Source organism: Chitinophaga hostae (genome assembly GCF_018224885.1).
Lineage (GTDB): Bacteria > Bacteroidota > Bacteroidia > Chitinophagales > Chitinophagaceae > Chitinophaga > Chitinophaga hostae.
Window position 1 is genome coordinate 55,785 of sequence record NZ_JAGTXB010000002.1, and the last position, 17,366, is coordinate 73,150.

At 46.6% G+C, this 17,366-nt stretch carries 14 protein-coding genes and 1 tRNA gene; 7 read left to right on the top strand and 8 right to left on the bottom strand.

What is annotated here, in order from left to right:
• Positions 1-8: 8 nt before the first annotated feature.
• The 3 genes from KE626_RS04375 (at position 9) to KE626_RS04385 (ending at position 3,989) form a co-directional block, all read left to right on the top strand.
• The gene (locus tag KE626_RS04375; protein ID WP_211971681.1) at positions 9-1,958 is read left to right on the top strand and encodes a histidine kinase; all 1,950 of its coding nucleotides are present in this window, start codon (positions 9-11) and stop codon (positions 1,956-1,958) included.
• Positions 1,948-2,586, top strand: a complete 639-nt coding sequence (locus tag KE626_RS04380) for a response regulator (protein WP_211971682.1) — start codon at positions 1,948-1,950, stop codon at positions 2,584-2,586. The genes KE626_RS04375 and KE626_RS04380 overlap by 11 nt, the downstream gene beginning before the upstream one ends.
• Before the next feature lie 299 nt (positions 2,587-2,885).
• Positions 2,886-3,989, top strand: a complete 1,104-nt coding sequence (locus KE626_RS04385) for a Fic family protein (protein ID WP_211971683.1) — start codon at positions 2,886-2,888, stop codon at positions 3,987-3,989.
• 93 nt (positions 3,990-4,082) lie between these two features.
• On the opposite strand, the gene KE626_RS04390 is transcribed toward KE626_RS04385, so the two are convergent.
• The 3 genes from KE626_RS04390 to KE626_RS04400 form a co-directional block, all read right to left on the bottom strand.
• Entirely contained in the window at positions 4,083-4,367 is a 285-nt protein-coding gene (locus tag KE626_RS04390) for a transposase (protein WP_428845020.1), read from the bottom strand.
• Between the two features lie 305 nt (positions 4,368-4,672).
• Positions 4,673-4,746: transfer RNA gene (locus KE626_RS04395), tRNA-Met, on the bottom strand.
• 125 nt (positions 4,747-4,871) lie between these two features.
• The gene (locus KE626_RS04400) at positions 4,872-7,394 is read right to left on the bottom strand and encodes a mechanosensitive ion channel family protein (protein WP_211971684.1); all 2,523 of its coding nucleotides are present in this window, start codon (positions 7,392-7,394) and stop codon (positions 4,872-4,874) included.
• Between the two features lie 201 nt (positions 7,395-7,595).
• On the opposite strand from KE626_RS04400, the gene KE626_RS04405 reads away from it, so the two are divergent.
• Positions 7,596-9,170 carry a glycerol-3-phosphate dehydrogenase/oxidase gene (locus tag KE626_RS04405; RefSeq protein WP_211971685.1) on the top strand — a complete coding sequence of 525 codons (1,575 nt, stop codon included), beginning with the start codon at positions 7,596-7,598 and terminating at the stop codon, positions 9,168-9,170.
• 135 nt (positions 9,171-9,305) lie between these two features.
• Here the strand turns inward: KE626_RS04405 and KE626_RS04410 are convergent, their stop codons facing one another.
• Genes KE626_RS04410 through KE626_RS04425 form a run of 4 tightly spaced genes read right to left on the bottom strand, consistent with a single transcriptional unit; the run spans position 9,306 to position 11,481 of the window.
• Positions 9,306-9,899 (bottom strand): nitroreductase family protein, encoded by a 594-nt coding sequence (locus KE626_RS04410; RefSeq protein WP_249207267.1) that lies wholly within the window; start codon positions 9,897-9,899, stop codon positions 9,306-9,308.
• A gap of 9 nt (positions 9,900-9,908) precedes the next feature.
• Positions 9,909-10,349, bottom strand: coding sequence for a thioesterase family protein (locus KE626_RS04415; protein WP_211971686.1), 441 nt, complete (start codon positions 10,347-10,349; stop codon positions 9,909-9,911).
• Between the two features lie 20 nt (positions 10,350-10,369).
• Complete coding sequence (gene rdgB, locus KE626_RS04420; protein ID WP_211971687.1) at positions 10,370-10,954, bottom strand: RdgB/HAM1 family non-canonical purine NTP pyrophosphatase; 585 nt, start codon at positions 10,952-10,954, stop codon at positions 10,370-10,372.
• 29 nt (positions 10,955-10,983) lie between these two features.
• Positions 10,984-11,481 carry a hypothetical protein gene (locus KE626_RS04425; RefSeq protein WP_211971688.1) on the bottom strand — a complete coding sequence of 166 codons (498 nt, stop codon included), beginning with the start codon at positions 11,479-11,481 and terminating at the stop codon, positions 10,984-10,986.
• 131 nt (positions 11,482-11,612) lie between these two features.
• Between KE626_RS04425 and KE626_RS04430 the strand changes: the two genes are divergently transcribed.
• The 3 genes from KE626_RS04430 (at position 11,613) to rpsG (ending at position 13,877) form a co-directional block, all read left to right on the top strand.
• A complete protein-coding gene (locus tag KE626_RS04430; RefSeq protein ID WP_249207268.1) occupies positions 11,613-12,713 on the top strand; it encodes a branched-chain amino acid aminotransferase in 1,101 nt (366 codons plus the stop codon).
• A gap of 286 nt (positions 12,714-12,999) precedes the next feature.
• Entirely contained in the window at positions 13,000-13,380 is a 381-nt protein-coding gene (rpsL, locus tag KE626_RS04435; RefSeq protein WP_012789278.1) for a 30S ribosomal protein S12, read from the top strand.
• A gap of 29 nt (positions 13,381-13,409) precedes the next feature.
• Positions 13,410-13,877 (top strand): 30S ribosomal protein S7, encoded by a 468-nt coding sequence (gene rpsG / locus KE626_RS04440; protein ID WP_211971689.1) that lies wholly within the window; start codon positions 13,410-13,412, stop codon positions 13,875-13,877.
• A 213-nt stretch (positions 13,878-14,090) separates the two neighbouring features.
• Here the strand turns inward: rpsG and KE626_RS04445 are convergent, their stop codons facing one another.
• The gene (locus KE626_RS04445; RefSeq protein ID WP_211971690.1) at positions 14,091-17,363 is read right to left on the bottom strand and encodes a collagen-like protein; all 3,273 of its coding nucleotides are present in this window, start codon (positions 17,361-17,363) and stop codon (positions 14,091-14,093) included.
• Between the last annotated feature and the right edge of the window lie 3 nt (positions 17,364-17,366).

Consider the following 17,366-nt stretch of genomic DNA (forward strand, 5'->3'; position numbering starts at 1 on the left):
AGCTGTATATGAAGTTTAAAACAGGATTATTGGTGGTACTTTATGTTGTGGTGTGCAATAGTTTTGCTAATGCGCAACAGCAACATGTTGCAGACAGCCTGGTATCAATGTTTAATATGGAGAAAACCGATACGGCCAAGCTCACCATCTTGACAAGACTGATCAAAGAATATATCAAAACCGGGCAGATTGACGAGGCCAAACGAACACTGCATATACTGCTCCCTTTGGCGAATAAATCCGGTGATAGCATCTACCTGGGATCAGCTTACAACACAGGTTCCTATGTATATGCGTCGGAGGCCAATGCAGACAGCATACAGTATTACGCGGGGAAGGCGCTCAGTGTATTGCAGAATGCCAGGGGGATAAGGGCCATAAAGCTAAAAGTTATGGCCAATAATAACCTGGCTGTTTCCTTTTCTACCAGTGGAAATATGAAAAAAGCCATTGAAGTGCTGATTGCTAACTTGTCGCTTATCAAAGCTACCGGGGACGATAATCTTTACCAGGCTACCATCAATAACATCTCGGCAAGTTTTACGATGACGAGGGATGACGTCAACGCCTATAAATATATGTTACAGGACATCGAGCTGGTAGAAAAGCCGGGGATGTCGTTAGTGGCCAGGGTCTATGCATATACCAACGCAGCGCTTGTTTGTAGTAATCTTAAAAAGTTTGACGATCAAAAAAAGTATTTGGATAAAGCCAAAGAAGCATTGCAGGATCTGGGCGAGTCGCCGCTTTGGGGGCGATATTACGCTTTTGAAGCGACATACTATGCCAATACGCAGCAATATGGTGAAGCTATGTCGGGCGCTCAGAAAGCATTAGACCTATCGAAGGAGTACCCGGAACGATCCAATATCTATATGGCTTATGAGGCTATTCGTACGGTCCAGGACTCTATGAAGCATTACGACAAGGCCCGGACTGCAGCGCAGCAGCTGTTTGAAATGAGCAAGGAAGATCACTATACAGAGATGATGATTAGCGCGGCAGGATATATCGCCGATTTTTCCGCCGACTTAGGTGATTACAAAACCGCGTTTCTGTACATGAAGCAATATGAGCAGATAAAAGACAGCGTACAGTCGCAACAAAATACACAGCGGATCAATGAGCTTGAAACTCATTTGCGCACCTCGCAAAAAGAAGAAAAGATCGTCCGTTTGGAACTGGAGAAAAAGAGAACATCACTTCAAATCAAAAATCAAAGACTGACCAATATCCTTTTGGGAGCAACATGTCTGTTAATGTTCATTGTGCTTACCCTCTTCTACTTCTTTTACCGGAATAAAAAGCGCACCGCAGCGCAAAGAGAAAAATTAAAGATAACAGAAATGATACTCAGCACCCAGGAGGCGGAAAGAGAACGGATTGCGCGGGATCTGCATGATGGCCTGGTAGGCTCACTTTCCGGAATTAAAATGAATTTGGCCATGATAGCCTATAAACAGGTGGACGGTGATGTCAAAATTGCTGTTACCCGTTCGGCCAGCCAATTGGGCGACTCCATCCAGGAGCTGAGACATATTGCACACAATATGATGCCTGAAATGTTGTTGCGTCTGGGGCTGGAAGCGGCATTGAAAGATCTTTGTCACCTGTTGGAATCTGCAGGCATTCTTGTGCAACGTGAATTCATTAACCTGGAGCAGACCATTGCTTTAGATAAGCAAGTAGTCATTTATCGCATTGTGCAGGAACTTTTTGGCAATATTGTGAGACACGCCAGGGCGTCCACCGTATTTTTCCAATGCGCACGCCAGTCCAATATGTTTTTAATAACGGTGGAAGATGATGGTATCGGCATGAACAATGCCAACAACACAACGGGGATTGGTATGAAAAGCACTGAAAGCCGCGTGCATTATCTGAACGGGACTATTGATATTGGTCCTGTGAAAGCAGGTAAAGGAACCTCTATAAATATACAGTTGTATGTCGCATAGCAAAAAAACGATAGCAATCGTTGATGACCATCCAATTGTGCTGGATGGACTGGTGCAATTGTTGGACAGCGAAGATGGATTTATAGTAAGTGGCAGCTTTACCAAGGGACAATTCCTGCTGGACTTTTTGAAGAACAATCAACCTGATATTATCCTGCTGGACATTGGTTTGCCTGACATCAATGGATTAGAATTATTCGACTCAATAAAGATGCTTGCTCCCGGTACTATCATTCTGACCTTTAGTAATTATATTGAACGCAGCGCTATCACGCAGATGCTTGGGAAAGGTGTAAACGGCTACATATCGAAAAGTACGCCGCCTATGGAAATCATTCGTTGTCTTTACAGGGCGCTCGAAGGTCAATTGGCCCTAAGCCCGGAAGTAGAGTATATTGTCAAATCTGAAAAACAACTTTCTTCAGATGAGCAAGCAGTGCGCATATCAGTCAGGGAGAGAGAAATACTATTGTTGATTGCATCGGGCATTACCTCCTCGCAGATAGCCAAGAAATTATTTTTAAGTAAGTTTACTATAAATAATCACCGTAAAAACCTGCTTCAGAAATTAAAAGTAAAGAATGTGGCAGAACTAATTTCCGAGGCAACAAGGCTGGAGCTGATATAGTTTTTGAGAGTTTGAAGCGGGTATCAATTCTTCGCGTTATTGGCCAAATATGGCTTATGCAGCAGGTATAAAAGACAAAAAAAACATAGAACTTGTATTCTATGGGTTTTCTTAATCTTTCGTAGGGAGAGGGAGAGAATGGTTGAACCGATTCCTGTTTAGCTTCAACATTACACGTTAAGAATCCCCTTTGGAATATATGATGCGGTGAATAGAGTATATATTCTCCGCATTTTTTGCGTAGAATAACCTTGTAATGCGGAGATTATGTGCTATATTCGACGCAAAAAATGCGTAGAATGTATATTCATCTATTAAAAAAATGGCCCAAATTTCAATGGGATAACAATATAATCACCCCTCTCTTAGCGGAAGTTCGTTATCAGCAGGGACGACTTTTAGGCCGAATGGAAGGACTTGGTTTTGCGTTACAGGAACAAGCCAACTTACAAACGCTGACGTTGGATGTCTTAAAGTCCAGTGAAATCGAAGGCGAAATATTGGACACTGACCAAGTACGCTCATCCATTGCGCGACGCCTTGGAATTGATATTGCAGGATTGGTTCCGGCGGATCGTAATGTTGAGGGTGTTGTCGAAATGATGTTGGATGCTACGCAACGTTATTCCATCGCTCTAAGCCAAGAACGGCTCTTTGGCTGGCACGCGGCTCTATTTCCTACGGGATACAGTGGTATACATAAGATTGTCGTCGCAGCCTGGCGAAACAATACCAGAGAAGATCCAATGCAAGTTGTCTCCGGTCCGATGGGCCGCGAAACGGTGCATTTTCAAGCACCGGATGCCGAGCGTCTTCAACATGAAATGGACTTTTTTTTTACGTGGCTCAATTCAGGGGAAAACATAGACCCCATGTTAAAAGCAGCAATAGCGCATTTATGGTTCGTGACAATTCACCCGTTTGACGATGGTAATGGACGTATTGCCCGCGCCATCACAGATATGATGCTTGCTCGGGCTGATAATAGCAACAAACGTTTTTACAGCATGTCAACACAAATCAGGGCCGAGCGAAAAGCGTATTACGATATTCTGGAAAACACGCAAAAAGGATCACTTGATATCACAGAATGGCTGGAATGGTTTCTTGCCTGTCTAAATCGCTCGATTACTGCAACAGACACGACATTAGCGACCGTTAAGAGGAAGGCAAAGTTTTGGGAACGCACTACAACCCAAACAATCAATGACAGGCAAAAACTTATGTTGAATAAATTGCTTGACGGGTTTGAGGGAAAATTAACTTCGGCCAAATGGGGAATCATCACGAAGGTTTCACAAGATACAGCCATTCGCGATATTCAAGATTTAATAGAACGCGACTTACTAGTAAAAGAAGACGCAGGAGGAAGAAGCACAAGCTATCTATTAAAAGAAAAATGAACATAAAAGCTGCGGCAAATACTTCTCAGGTTGGATTAAACGGGACTATTTCAGTAAGTGTGTAAACTTAAAGATCGGGGATCAAAATAATATTTAGATTCTTACTCTTTTATCAAAAATAGTTAAAAACTGATTTAGGACCATGCCCCAGTTTCTAATGGGCATGGTCCATTTTTTTGATACTTCCCATAGGGCCAGGTATACTGATTTAAGGACAGCTTCGTCAGTAGGGAAGGATAGCCTGTTTTTGGTATATTTTCTAATTTTGCCGTTCAGATTTTCGATGAGATTGGTCGTGTAGATAATCTGTCTGATCTCCATGGGGAAGTCAAAAAAGACAGTGAGGTCTTCCCAGTTTTCCCGCCAGCTTTTGATCATCTTATTTCGGTTGTAGAGATAGACAACCCCGAGCAAAGATTGCTAAAGAGGTGAGCCAAGATTATGGAATTCTTCGATGTGCAGCAGAACATAATCTTATTAATTATGACCAGAAATCAGTTAGTCTAGCTAGTAAGAAGAATCGCTGCTGCGGATGGCACTGAGCAACAACTTGACGAAATGCTTCAACTATTGGAGAAAAATGTGCCGGACACGGAGGTGTTTCTGACCACCAAACCCACCACCACGCCCAAACGAAAAAGCCGCAAACCCTTTACTGTAAAGTGTTTGCGGCTTTTTATCTGTAGCGAGATCGGGAGTTGAACCCGAGACCTTTGGGTTATGAATCCAACGCTCTAACCACCTGAGCTACCTCGCCTTTTCTTACCATTCTGACCGCTGTAACCACTATCAGTAGCGGTTGCTGCCCCAAAACGGGAGTGCAAAGATAACGGCTTATAAATGAAAATTCAAAATGTATCCGGCGTTTTTTTAGATTTTTTTTTAAACATTGCCATCGGGAGCGGGTTTATCCCACTTTTTCAGCAGGCTGTCATCTACTGATCGTATATGCAGATCCCGTTGTGGATAAGGCATTTCGATACCCGCCTGGTTAAGGGCAGCGTAAATGAACGACATCACCTCGTTTTGAAGTCGTCCGGCATTATCCAGGTCGCCTATCCAGAAGTATACTTTGAAATTCACGGCGTTATCCCCAAAATCAGTGAGTTGAATAAAAGGAGCAGGAGCGGAGAGTATATCTTTCCGGTCAGTAAAGGCAGATTTAATAATATCAGTGACCTGGTCAATATTGCTGCCGTAACCAACGCCAAGCGTAAAGGTGATTCGCTTATTCCGGTTGGCTCTCGTCCAGTTGATCAGCTGCTGGGAAATAAAGTCGCCATTAGGTACTATGATCTCTGAGCCGTCGTAGGCGCTGATTTTACTGGAGCGGATGCCGATTTCCTTTACTACACCGGAACGGGGGCCAAGTTCTATTACATCGCCTACTTCCAGCGGTTTTTCAAAGGCAAGTATGATTCCCGAAACGAGGTTATTAACAATATTCTGCAAGCCAAAGCCGATACCCACTCCCAATGCGCCTATCACGATGGTTAGCTTGTCCATGGGGATTCCTGAGGCGGCGAACGCGAGCAACACGCCGCCGGCCAGTACTGCCAAACGTAAAAGCAGCAGGGCGGAACCAAACTTTGTTTTTTTGGAAGGGTTGGCGCTCTGACCAATGTTACCAAACATATAGGCAATCAGCTGTGAGGCGATGGTGGCCACCCATATTACCAGTACAAAAATAATTATGCTGCTGAAGGTAAAGTCGGAACTCCCTATCTGGTGCCGGGAGGAAAGAAAGTCGGTGGTCGCTTCATAAATGGCGTCGTATAAATAAACGTTGCGGGTAACAATCACCAGCCAGCCCAGGGTGGCCAATATGGTCAGGAATGTTTTCAGCTTTTTCTGTACATCCTGGTAATCCATAAAAGAGATGAAGGTACTGGAGTCTTTATTGGCCTCCACCTGAAGGTATACGGCTTCCATCAGTATTTTAACAAGGGTAAACAGGCTGAGTGCCATGACGGTATTGACTACAGCGCTGGAACCCATTATTTTGGCGGTGCCTACCCGGGCAAACAATACCAGCAACAGGGAAAATATGCTGGTGGCAAGAAACAGCTGTAATAATGGCTGGGTGTATTTGGGCTGCGCAAAGGTGGTGAGCGATGATTCCTTTAACAACCGGAACGCCAGTATTATGGATAATACGGCGCCTATCAGCAGGCCCCATTGCTCTGCGTAAGTTACTTCTATCAGCAGGTTATTAAGACTGTAAACAAATAACAACCCCACCAACATTAACCAGCTGTTGAATAATGTTTTTGGGAAATGGGAACGGAATATCACCGTTAAGGCAATCACAGCAAGTCCCCAGGTCATCTCGGTAAAAAGAATGGGATAACGCACCGATAGTACGGACGACAACGTAGTGATAAACACCACGATGCTGGCCACCGGGAACCGGTAGAGGTACCTGGCGTGTTGCAGGATCGTTTCGCCTTCCTGCGCTGCATGATTCTGCCGGATTCTCCGGATATTGTTGTACACCCACCAGCCAAACAGGAGCGCCAGCAACAGCCACACAAAAAAGACCGGCCACTGGATAGAAAAAAAGATGACGAGCACCTTCGTGCTTTTATGCAGCGAGTTCTTTAATACCGGGAAAAACTCCAGCGGATTAATACTGTCGCGGTGCGGTCTCCACAGGTAACGGGAATCCCGTTTAAACATATTGGCGGAATGCTGCTGGAGCCGGTAGTCCATGTCTTCATATAAATTCGACACGTCTATATACCGGTTGGCGACCTTGTTCTGCAGTAACCCCATTTTAATAAGATGATGCTTGTTGGCGCTGTCAACTGCATGGAATTTCAGGATCAGGTTAGTAACCTGTCCCACATAAAAGCCGTACAATTCATCTTCGGCGGGTATATTCCGCATGGCCGTATCGTTCCGGAGGGAATGAATGGTATCGTTGATGTTAACCAACTTACCATAATATGAAACGAGCGTATTTTGCCAGGAGCTGAGTCTTCGTTGTAACTGCTCCAGCATTACCTTGTTGGTGTAAATATCGTTGATGTTGGGCGTACGACCCAGGCTGGCAATATTATATTTGATCAGTGCCAGTGAGGTATCTGCCAGTGGGAGTCCTGTGCTGATGCTGCTTGTGTCAAATCCCCGGCGGAGAATACTCATAAGCTCATTCATCATCAGGGTATAACTTTCTATACGGTTAATGAGGATGGCTACAGAGGTATCAGACTTCTTCATCCGGACAGTGTCTTTGGCCAGCGCGGCTATGCTTTTCCGGATGGCGGCGCTGTCTACCGCCACCATTTGAATGGTGTCCTGCTTTTTTCCACTCTTGCGGTTTTGCGCGGTCACGGGTAACATACTGCCAATAATGGTCAGCAGTAATATGGTCTGTAACAAAAATCTGATCCTGGTAATCATATAATCCGGCGTATAATTTCCTGCACGAGGCAGAAACAGGTAATCTCTAAGGAGGAACATTTATTTCCATCTAAATGTTCCTGAATTTAAAACTTTTACGGCGGCCGGCCGTTAAGTTTTTTGGAACAGTGCTTTAACTTTTGCTCAGTAGCCGATTACGCACTATTTTGTAAGTAAATGCTATACCAAGAAAATTAGCTTATGAACAGAGAATTGCTCGTTGCTGCATTAAGAAAGGATCTCGAACCCTGGGATATTGTAGTGATTGGTGGTGGGGCCACTGGCCTGGGTGCTGCACTGGAGGCAGTAACAAGAGGATACAGGACCCTGCTGCTGGAGCAGGTGGATTTTGCAAAATCAACATCCAGTAAAAGTACTAAGCTGGTACATGGAGGGGTACGCTACCTCGCACAGGGCGATGTAGCCCTGGTAAGGGAAGCGAGTGTGGAACGCGGGTTGCTGGCAGCCAATGCACCACACCTGGTACGTAACCTTGCTTTTGTTATTCCTACTTTTAATTTCTGGGAGAATTTAAAGTACACCATTGGCCTCAAAATGTACGATTGGCTGGCAGGTAGGCTCAGCCTCGGGAAGTCCGTGCATATCTCCAAAGCGGAAACGTTAAAGCGCCTCTCTACCCTGAAGCAGGATAAACTTGCCGGTGGGGTGCTGTATCACGACGGACAATTTGATGATAGCCGTCTTGCCGTTAACCTGGTACAAACAATCGCTGATAAAGGAGGTACCGTGCTAAACTATATGCGGGTAACCGGCCTCCGTAAAGATGAGGAAGGAAAGATCAGCGGACTAACGGTAAAGGACACACTGAATGGCGGCGATGATATATATATTAATACCAGGGCAGTGATTAATGCCACCGGTGTTTTTGCGGATGATGTGCTGGAGATGGATAACCCGGATGCTCCTAAGTCTATTGCGGCCAGTCAGGGCGTGCATGTGGTGTTGGACAGTGAATTCCTGCCCGGGCATAATGCCCTGATGATCCCGGCTACCAGCGATGGCCGTGTGCTGTTTGTAGTACCCTGGCACAACAAAGTGGTAGTGGGCACTACAGATACGCCGGTAAACCATATCAGCCTTGAGCCGCGGGCCCTGGAAAATGAAATCCGTTTTATCCTCGCCACAGCAGGACAATATCTTTCCCGGCCTCCTCAGCGAACGGATGTTCGCAGCGTATGGGCCGGACTGCGACCGCTGGCGGCCGCCAAAGCAGAAGGACATAAAACCAAGGAAATTTCCCGCAGCCATAAGATCATCGTTTCCCAATCAGGGCTCATTACAATTATTGGTGGAAAATGGACCACCTATCGCCGCATGGGAGAAGATGTGGTGCATAAACTGGAAGAAGTGCTGCGATGGAAACAAACAACTTCAGCCACCCCGCATCTGAAAATTCACGGGGCCACAAATAATATAAACTGGGAAGATCCCTGGTATTTCTATGGCAGCGATGCACTGCATATCCACCAGATGGTGGCCCGTCAGCCAGACCTGCAGGAGGAGCTGAGCCAGGAATACCATATCATTAAAGCTCAGGTAGTATGGGCAGTCAGGGAGGAAATGGCCCGCAATATCGAAGATTTCCTGGCCCGTCGTACCCGCCTTCTTTTCCTCGACGCAAAAGAGGCGATGCGTATAGCCCCCGCCGTAGCCAGGATTATGGCTGCCGAACTACATAAAGATGAACACTGGGTTGCCACCCAAATCAGCAGCTTCGAAGCCGAGGCGAAAGGATATCAATTGGAACAGGCATAAAGCAGAAGCAAAAAGCATAAAGCAGAAGGCAAAAAGCAAAAAGCAAAAAGCTATTGAGGCGAATGATCAACGAAAAAAAACATATCCTGATCATTCGCCTCAATAGCTTTTTGCTTTTTGCCTTCCGCTTTATGCTTACTTCCAGGTAACTTTCTCACTCAGTGGTTTGGTCCTTCTTCCCGGTTGTGCAGGCTCGTCTGTATAACCGAGGTAAAAGAAACCCAGTACCAGGTCTTCATCTCCCAAACCCAGATAATCCTGCATGGCAGGGTGGTAGGTCATCCCACCGGAACCCCAGTAGGCAGCCAGGTGAAGAGCAGTAGCACCCAGCCAGATGTTTTCCACAGCGCAGGATACCGCCGCAATTTCTTCTATAGCCGGGATCTTTGGATTGTCACCCCGCTTCATACAAATGGCCAGTACATGCGAGGCAAGGTTTCCCTGGTTCTTTAATTTATCATAATTGCCGGGAATGTATTTGTCGGCAGGCGTAAATTGCTTGTACAGCTCCGCATGGTCTGTACAAAACTGCTGCACCTTGCCGCCGCTGTACACCACAAAATACCATGGCTCTGTATACCCGTGGGTAGGCGCCCAGTCGGCCAGCTGGAGCAATTGTTGTACGGTTTCATCTGGTATCTTCCTCCCGTTCATACTGGTGGGTTTCACCGTACGACGGGCTATAATCACCTGTTCCACAGAAGTGGCTAATGTTGTTGTATCCATCATATATTATATTTATTTCCCTGTTTCCAGGCTGGCCTTCATATCGGCCGGTAACTTTGCTACCTTACGACGGTTGTAGTCAAAAAAGATCATGCCTGTTTTGCCTTCGGCTATGGTAATCGTTTGTGCATCCCTGTTAGTGGTAATGCGATAAAATAATTCAAAACCCAGGGCATTGAATTCTCCTGCGGCTACAGCTACTTCAAAAATATCTCCATGAAACCCTTCTCCTTTATAAGCCACTGCCACATCCGTCATAATCAAACCGGTGCCGGCTTCCTGGTCGAGTTCTTTGTAGCCGATACTGCTCAGAAATTGTATCCTGGATTCGTGCATGATAGACAGAATAGCATCATTGCCCACGTGACCGCCATAATTAACATCCTGGATGCGTACGGGTATCTGTATCGTAAAAGGAAATACTTCCGGTAAATCTATCTTGATCCTTGCCATTATTATTTTTTAGGTAGATGCTAAACGTTTGTTGTTTGTTTCAGGAATGCCACGAATTTCTCAAAAGCCCTGGCACGGTGACTGTACTTATTTTTTTCTGTCAGCTCCATTTCTGCAAAAGACCGCGTTGTTCCTTCAGGAACAAAAATAGGGTCGTAGCCAAATCCTTTTCCACCCGTTGCGGCGTTAGTGATCTGACCCTTGCTTACACCTTCAAACTGGTACTCTTTACCCTCCAGTATCAGCGAAATAACCGTCCTGAACTGTGCGCTGCGATCAGTTTTACCCGTTAGTTCCTTTAATACTTTAACGATGTTGTCGGCAGCCTCTTTCTGCTCACCGGCATAACGGGCCGATAAAACCCCCGGTGCACCATTCAGTGCATTAATCTCCAGTCCTGTATCTTCTGCAAAACAGTTTTCGCCGGTCATCCGGTGAATAGTCGTTGATTTTTCAGTGGCGTTAGCCTCCAGCGTATCGTGCGGCTCAGGAATATCAATGTCTATCCCCGCTTCCTGCAGGGTAACGATCTCAAACTGATCCCCCAATAATGACCGGAACTCTTTTACCTTGTTCTGATTGTTGGTAGCAAATATCAATTTCATATAGTCGGATGAAAAAGCTGTTTATTGTATTAAATGCCTAATAATTGTTTTAATCCTGCCCAAAGCCTCGCCTTCAACACCTTGTCTGTGCCGATAAGCGATAACTCATCGGAAAACAGGAGCGTAGTGCCATTTACTGTCACCAGCTGGTAAAGGGGAATATCACTGAGCCCAAGCTGTTCCGGTGCGATCCCAAATACAACGCCCCGCATTATTTTCACCGCTGCCTGCCAGTCTGGAAATGCCAGCGAAGGGTAGTGCGACACGTTCAACAGGGATACATCCTGCATGCCTAGTTTACAGGCATTTAATATATTGGTGAGGAGGTTGAATAATTCGTCGTTTAAGTACGCTTCGTTTTCGTTTTGTATGAAGAGCGCAATGTTTTTTTGATTTTCTCCTAAATATTTGACTTTGGGCACCACTTTTTCCACGACCGCGGCCGGCATGCTTTCCCCGGGAATGATAGGCTGGGTAAAGATTTTAGCCAGAAAGTACGGATCAAGTTGGAATTGCTCAAGCGACATGTTTATTATTATTTAATTTAATATAAAAACCCCGGCTGGGGAAAAATCAGTTTATTTGCACGGCCGGACCGGCAAGGTTACGGCGACACAGCGATTAAAATGTAAAAATATTGAGATAAAATTGATTAACCATGATGGTAGATAAATCAACAGTTACGGAAGAGGCGCTAAAGAAGATCAAAGTCACCAAAACTACGAAAAGCAGGTTGAGTGAAGTGGATTTCAATAACCTCGCATTTGGTAAAATGTATGCCGACCATATGCTGGTAGCCGATTTTGATGGTAAAGAGTGGGGAAAGGCCGAAATCCTGCCTTTTCAAAATTTGTCTGTTAGTCCTTCCAACGCCGCCTGGCACTATGGACAGGCGATTTTCGAAGGCATCAAAGCCTACAAAGATCCGCAGGGCCAGCCCATGATCTTCCGGCCATACGATAACTACAAACGCTTTAATACCTCTGCCGAAAGAATGGGCATGCCCCAGGTACCTGAATGGCTGTTCATTGGCGGCATGGATTTACTGATAGACATGGACCGCGACTGGGTACCTACCGGAGCGGGCTGTTCCCTTTACCTTCGTCCGTTTATGATCGCTGCAGATGAGTTTATTGGTGTGCGCCCTTCTGATACCTATAAGTTTGCTATCATCAATTCTCCTTCAGGTCCTTATTTTAATAAGCCTATTAAATTATTGGTGCAGGACAAATATGTACGCGCCTTTCCCGGCGGCGTTGGCTTTGCTAAAGCGGCAGGTAACTACGGGGGTACCATGTATCCTACCATGCAGGCCAGGAAACAAGGCTATGACCAAATATTATGGGTAGATGGATATGAGCATAAATACCTCCAGGAATGCGGTACCATGAACGTTTTCGCCATTATCGGCAATACTGCTGTTACCCCGGACCTCACGCAGGGCACCATCCTGGAAGGCGTAACAAGGGCCAGTGTAATGGATGTACTCATTGATATGGGCCTCAAAGTAGAGGAAAGACCGATCTCTATCGATGAAGTAGTAGCAGCCTATAAAGATGGTACCCTCAGGGAAGTATTTGGTACCGGCACCGCCTCCAGCGTGGCCTACGTAGAACAGCTCGATTACCTGGATACCAGGATTCAGCTGGATACCACCAAATATGAAATCGGAGCCGAAGTAATCCGCCGTTTGGATGATATCCGCACCGGACGTGCTACCGATACCCGCCACTGGAATTATATAATCAACAAGCACTAAGCGCTTTATATATTATTATCAGGGTAAGAATAGGGCCGATAAAAAGGCCCTATTTTTTTATGGTAGTTTCTAAGGGAAATCATACCTTTGCAATCCGGTTTTTGGTAATCCTGAGCTGCTACCAGAATAATTAGACCTTTCCCTGACAACAGGAGATCATCCCGGCAAAAATATTTTCGAAACAATTTTGTTATTCACACATATAGTTTTACCTTTGCCGTCCCAAAATCCCTTTGTGGGGAATTTGGATGTCATTGTAAACCGACATAAAAAAACTAGGTAAAGAATGCCTACTATACAACAATTAGTAAGAAAAGGAAGAGAAATTATCCGGGCTAAGTCTAAGTCCAGGGCATTAGATAGCTGCCCTCAGCGTCGTGGCGTTTGTACTCGTGTATACACTACCACGCCTAAGAAACCGAACTCCGCTCTGCGTAAAGTAGCGAAAGTGCGTTTAACCAACAAAGTTGAGGTGATTGCCTATATCCCTGGTGAAGGTCACAACTTGCAGGAGCACTCTATCGTACTGATCCGTGGTGGAAGGGTAAAAGATTTACCAGGTGTTCGTTACCACATCGTTCGCGGTTCTTTGGATACTGCAGGTGTGAAAGACAGAAAGCAGAGCCGTTCCAAGTATGGTACTAAAAAGGAAAAGGCTAAAAAATAATAATTATAAATAGTCGTAATTTTCAATAAATGAGAAAGCAAGCTGCAAAGAAATTGCCTCTGGCTCCGGATCCTCGGTTCAATGACAAGCTGGTAACCCGCTTCGTTAACAACGTAATGGAACAAGGAAAAAAGAGCGTTGCATATAAAATTTTCTACGATGCTGTGGATAAGGTAAGCCAGATGACCGGTGAAAACGGTTACGAGGTTTGGAGAAAAGCATTAACTAACGTTACTCCTGGTGTAGAAGTTAGAAGCCGTCGTATCGGTGGTGCTACCTTCCAGATTCCTGCGGAAGTTCGTCCTGATAGAAAGATCTCCCTGAGCATCAAATGGTTGGTACGCTTTGCCGGCGAAAGAAACGGTAAGAGCATGGCTGACAAGCTGGCCAACGAAATCGTTGCAGCAAGCAAAGGTGAAGGCGCAGCGTTCAAGAAGAAAGAGGATACTCACCGTATGGCAGAAGCGAACAAAGCTTTCTCTCACTTCAGAATCTAGTTATAGCCTTAACGGCAACTCAATATATTCGGCAAACAGTTCCTTTGGAGCTGTTTGCCTTTTTGTGTTAGTACTATACTTTAATCAGGTTCAAAGAAAACAATACGTTTCATACAGGAAACGCAACAATAACTTACCCTCATTCGCCACCAGGCATAAAAAAAGCAGGCACCCGTAGATGCCTGCCGTTTTATGCTGGTGATCGGTTAGTTACTATTTTACATTTACCAATACTTTGATCTTACCTGTTTCCCCGCTAAATTCCTGTAAAGCTTTACCTATTACCTGACCGGGTTTTACCTTGTCTATATCAGCACGCATCGCGTAACCCGCTTTACTGGAAGTAACCAACAGATCGCCCCTCTTAATGGCGCCGTTTTCGTTACATACCTTGGTAGGAATCACACCAACCACACCCATCGGTACCTCTGCAGAAAGATCTGCCTCAATATCACTTTCGGTTAACAACACACCTGGTTTAGTAGCAAATACGCCCGCTACCAGGGTAGAATAAGGCTCAGATGATTTTTCTACCATGCGGTCAGCATGTGTGGCAATCACCAGCACATCGCCGGCTTCATAAGCATCCCGTTGTCCTGATACCGCAAAAGATTCCGCTACGTCGGCACCGGAGTTCTGTGTACCGCCATTGAAGAAGCCACGTCCGGCTTTATTAATACGGGCCACATTTACACTGGCGCTTTGGAATACCGCAATACTGCCGGATGGCCCCTGGTGATTAATCAGCATCGTGTTGCCGGTACCTGTTGTAGTAATGTGTACCACCGGTTGGCCATTGGCATTATTAAAATTGGCAAACCTGCCGGCTTTACCGGTTCCGAAGTTGGGTATAAAACCAGAAATGGCATTCCCGCCTCCATCGCATGAAGCTTCAACACCATCCCCGTTGCCTCCGGCATTGGCAGTGATGCCATTACCAGAGCCTTCGGTAAGCGCCACGACAGCAGGACCATTGCCCGCCGGGTTGGAAGAATAAAATAAACCTGCGTATCCACCTGTACCAGACGAAAGACCGAAAACGCCCGCTGTTCCAAAATTGGCGAACATGGAATTCACTTCTCCCTTTATAGCCGGAGAAGTGCCGGTAGTCCTATCCACCTTGAAATTACCGCCAATCCCGTTACCAATAGTTTTAACCGAAATCACCTCGTTGTCATTGTTTTCGTTGAAAATTTCAAACCTGCCCGCCTTACCGGTTGAAAAGGTCGGAACCCAGGCATATAACGCGTTACCCGCGCCATCTATATTTGTTTCCACCCCATTACCATCTTTGCCGGCATTGGCAGTAATGGCATTACCATTACCATCCGTCAGCGCTATCAGTGATGCCCCGTTACCCGCAGGGTTGGAAGCATAGAACAAGCCCGCACGTCCGCCGGTACCGGAGGAAACACCAAAGACACCGGCTGCGCCGAAGTTGCCAAAAATGGTATTTACTTCAGCTCTTACAGCGGCGCCCACACTATTGGTGTTATTTACGAAGAAGGAAGAGGCATTACCCTGGGTATTATCAGGAATATTTCCGTTACCGTTTGTTTCTACTTCCAGGATATTACCGGTTGTATTGGTATTATTGAAATTTTCAAAACGTCCGGCCCGGCCTGTGCTGTTATTTAACCCTACCTGGCCCAGTACGCCTACAGCCGTACCGCTGGTGTTAGTAGATATAAACCCTCTCACTCCATAACCACCGCCATCATTGCGGCCTACCACTGCGCCGGCAATATCACTGGTAGTACGTCCTACCACCGCCTCTCCGCCACCGTTGTTATCACCAACCACGCCTGCGGAGGTTTGCATGGAGCTAATACCATGTACGCCAAAACCCGCGCCTGTGCTACTACGTACACCCGCGCCATTACCAGAAGTAGTTACATTTATAACGGTACCGTTTCCAACCGTGTTGGCATTTAACACACTATTGTTATTGGCATTGTTGAAAATAGACATGTTGGCAGGTATACCGTTATTGCTGGTAGCGTTTAACCCGGTACCGGTATTGCTATTAGCATATACCCCGTAACCATTGGCAGAGGCATTACCATACACGCCCAATCCATTAGGCGTTACGCCATACACCCCCCATCCGGAGCCATTCTGAGATCCATACACCCCTACACCCAGTCCACCGGTGCCGTTATTGATACCTCTTACAGCACTTGAAAACCCACCCGGTGAAGCAGAAGATACAATACCCCTGACAGCGGATATGTTGCTGGTAGCCGTATTGTTCACGCCTTCCAGGGAGGTCCCGTCTCCATCATTGGTGATGCTGAAAAGGGTGCCCGCATTATTTTCTGTTGCTATAAAAGGCAGCGTAAGACCGCCACCCGGAGGTGCGCCGGCTACCCATTGTGCGCCATCGTACTTAAGTATTTGTCCGGCCGCCGGTGCCACATTGCTCACTGGTTGTCCTTGTAAGGCCTTTACACCGGGATTGGGATAGTTGCCGCTTAGGTCTCCACCCGCCGGGCCATTAGGAGGTAAAGTTGTTGGGATAACACCAGGCGCAATTTTGACCAGGGTTACTTTTCCATCGCCAATTGATGGATTAGGATAGTTACCTGAAAGATCGCCGCCGGCAGCAATACCGTTAATATTGCCGGCAGGGCCTTGTATGCCTTGCGGGCCGGCCGGACCAATAGGTCCAACTGGTCCCTGTGGTCCTGCAGGACCGGCTGGTCCTACTGCTCCTGCTACACCCGGATCGCCCTTTGCTCCTTGTGGTCCTGCCACACCCGCTGGTCCAACCGGTCCAACTGGTCCCACCGGACCTGCTACACCCGGATCGCCTTTGGCACCTTGTGGTCCTACAGCACCAGCTGGTCCCACTGGCCCCACCGGACCTGCCACACCCGGATCGCCTTTGGCACCTTGTGGTCCTACAGCACCAGCTGGTCCAACCGGTCCCACCGGACCTGCTACACCCGCATCTCCTTTGGCCCCCTGTGGCCCTACAGCCCCTGCTGGTCCAACCGGTCCCACTGGTCCTGCTGCACCCGGATCGCCCTTAGTACCCTGAGGTCCTGCAGGCCCTGCTGGTCCTTGTGGCCCCGCCGGTGCATTGGCCGCAAACAAAGCATAAGGAACACTCATCAACTGGGAAACACCCAGTTCACTGAAATTGCTACCATTCACAGAAATTTCAACCCTTAAGTATTGATTGGCATTGGCCCATGGAACGGCGCTGTAGGTACCGGTTAAAGGGGTACCTTTACCAATTTGTAAAGTGAACAGTCCCAGGTTATTGGTGGAGGCATTATGCGTTTCCTGGTATTGTACGGGCCCTGCTGCAGACCCACCCAATATTGAAAAGCGCACTGTTAGCGACTGATTGCCGAGTATCGTGCCGTTGGCATTGCGGGCTACCGCCTGGTAGTTGGTGCCGGTAAGTCCGCTTTGAGCCTTTGCAACCTGAAATGATACCGTTAACAGCACTATAGCCAGGTAACATATCTTTTTCATAAT

Bases quoted from the DNA above. Each gene is read 5' to 3' on its own strand.
- rdgB (WP_211971687.1), bottom strand. From the start codon at position 10,954: ATGAAATTGATATTTGCTACCAACAATCAGAACAAGGTAAAAGAGTTC.
- KE626_RS04405 (WP_211971685.1), top strand. From the start codon at position 7,596: ATGAACAGAGAATTGCTCGTTGCTGCATTAAGAAAGGATCTCGAACCC.
- KE626_RS04385 (WP_211971683.1), top strand. From the start codon at position 2,886: ATGTATATTCATCTATTAAAAAAATGGCCCAAATTTCAATGGGATAAC.
- KE626_RS04400 (WP_211971684.1), bottom strand. From the start codon at position 7,394: ATGATTACCAGGATCAGATTTTTGTTACAGACCATATTACTGCTGACC.
- KE626_RS04425 (WP_211971688.1), bottom strand. From the start codon at position 11,481: ATGTCGCTTGAGCAATTCCAACTTGATCCGTACTTTCTGGCTAAAATC.
- KE626_RS04390 (WP_428845020.1), bottom strand. From the start codon at position 4,367: ATGATCAAAAGCTGGCGGGAAAACTGGGAAGACCTCACTGTCTTTTTT.
- KE626_RS04430 (WP_249207268.1), top strand. From the start codon at position 11,613: ATGATGGTAGATAAATCAACAGTTACGGAAGAGGCGCTAAAGAAGATC.
- KE626_RS04410 (WP_249207267.1), bottom strand. From the start codon at position 9,899: ATGATGGATACAACAACATTAGCCACTTCTGTGGAACAGGTGATTATA.
- KE626_RS04380 (WP_211971682.1), top strand. From the start codon at position 1,948: ATGTCGCATAGCAAAAAAACGATAGCAATCGTTGATGACCATCCAATT.
- rpsL (WP_012789278.1), top strand. From the start codon at position 13,000: ATGCCTACTATACAACAATTAGTAAGAAAAGGAAGAGAAATTATCCGG.
- KE626_RS04415 (WP_211971686.1), bottom strand. From the start codon at position 10,349: ATGGCAAGGATCAAGATAGATTTACCGGAAGTATTTCCTTTTACGATA.
- KE626_RS04445 (WP_211971690.1), bottom strand. From the start codon at position 17,363: ATGAAAAAGATATGTTACCTGGCTATAGTGCTGTTAACGGTATCATTT.
- KE626_RS04375 (WP_211971681.1), top strand. From the start codon at position 9: ATGAAGTTTAAAACAGGATTATTGGTGGTACTTTATGTTGTGGTGTGC.
- rpsG (WP_211971689.1), top strand. From the start codon at position 13,410: ATGAGAAAGCAAGCTGCAAAGAAATTGCCTCTGGCTCCGGATCCTCGG.